Genomic DNA, 1,483 nt, shown 5'->3' on the forward strand with positions numbered 1-1,483 from the left:
ACTGCAGCAACAGCGCCTGCCACCAAGCCGGAACCGGCCAAGCCCGTGGCAAAGCCGGAACCGAAGCCCGAGCCCAAGCCCGAAGCGACCGCCAGCAAGCCGGCCACCCCGCCGACTGCGCCGGCCGCACCAGCTGCCAGCGGGGTGGGTTTTGCCGTCCAGCTCGGCGCATTCGGCCAGGCCAACGATGCCAACGCCTTGCGCGACAAGGTCCGTGCGGCAGGCTTCAGCGCCTTCGTCGAGCAGGTGCGCACCGAAAAGGGCAGCCTGCACCGGGTCCGCGTCGGGCCGGTCGCCAACCGTGCCGATGCCGAACAGTTGAAGGCGCAGGTCGCCGCCAAGGTCGGCGTGGCCGGCATGGTGCGACCGCACCCATGACCTGTACGCAGCCCCGTTGCGAGCGCCGCCGAAGGAACGGAGCGCCATGATCGACGTGGTGCTGCTGATCGTGATCGCCGCCTCCACCCTGCTCGGGTTGCTGCGCGGCTTCGTCGGCATCGTCATCGGCACCGTATCGTGGCTGGTGGCCGCCTGGGCGGCCTTCGCCTTCGGCAACGACGCCGCGCGCTGGTGGGCGGCACCGGCCGCGCCCGGGGGCGAGCATTTCATCGGCGGCTACCTCAGCGTCGGCATCGGCGTGATGATCGTCGTCGCCGTGATCGGCATGGTCATCAAGGCCATCGTCCACCGCAACATGCTGGGCAGCCTGGACCGCCTGCTGGGCGGTGTCCTGGGTGCCGTGCGTGGGGGCCTCATCGCGGCCGTGCTGCTGTTGCTGGGCGGCTTCACCCCACTCACCGCCGAACCCTCCTGGCGCGGCTCGGCGCTGCGTCCGGTGCTGAACCCGGCCGTGGGCTGGATGAACAGCAAGCTGCCGCACTGGCAGGTGCCGGGGGCCGACCTGCTGCCCAAGGCCTTGCCGATGGACGCACTGTCCCCATCTGCGTTGATGGAGCTTGGCAAAAGCGCCAGCGCCGGAGTGGGCAAGCCGGGGGCGACAGGCGATAATGGCGTACTCGGTCAGATAGTGGCGGGCAGCGGATGGCTGCGGCCTGCGAAGGCGGAACAGGGCGAGGCATATGATCCGGCCGAAGTGCGCCCGGACGCCCCAGCACTACCGGGCAGCATCGAGCCGGGCGACCCGGCCAATGTCGACCGCAGACGCGGCGACAACTCTGGCCAGGCACGGCCACCTTCCTTGTAACTGGGCACAGCCCAGCGGAGACCTCGCATCATGTGTGGCATCGTCGGAATCGTCGGCAACCAGAACGTCGCCGGGCAGTTGTATGACGGCTTGACCGTCCTCCAGCATCGCGGCCAGGACGCGGCGGGCATCGCCACCGTCAACGGCAGCCGCCTGCGGGTGCAGAAGGCCACCGGCCTGGTCCGCGATGTCTTCGATGCACGCACCATGTCCACCCTGGAAGGCAGCGTCGGTATCGCCCATGTGCGTTACCCGACCGCCGGTTCGGAAGGCATGGAC

The 1,483-nt window shown here is 69.5% G+C and carries 2 protein-coding genes and 1 pseudogene; all 3 read left to right on the plus strand.

The window, feature by feature from the left end; all coding sequences use genetic code 11:
- Positions 1 to 378: SPOR domain-containing protein (locus DBR20_RS23515; protein ID WP_258223438.1), on the plus strand; the 378-nt coding region annotated here is incomplete at its 5' end.
- Positions 379 to 424: 46 nt separating this feature from the next.
- Positions 425 to 1,204, plus strand: coding sequence for a CvpA family protein (locus DBR20_RS19865; protein ID WP_108267908.1), 780 nt, complete (start codon positions 425 to 427; stop codon positions 1,202 to 1,204).
- A 30-nt stretch (positions 1,205 to 1,234) separates the two neighbouring features.
- A pseudogene (locus DBR20_RS23520) lies at positions 1,235 to 1,483 on the plus strand (amidophosphoribosyltransferase); the annotation flags it as partial.

Origin of the sequence: Stenotrophomonas sp. HMWF023 (assembly GCF_003060985.1) — a bacterium.
GTDB lineage: Bacteria > Pseudomonadota > Gammaproteobacteria > Xanthomonadales > Xanthomonadaceae > Stenotrophomonas > Stenotrophomonas lactitubi.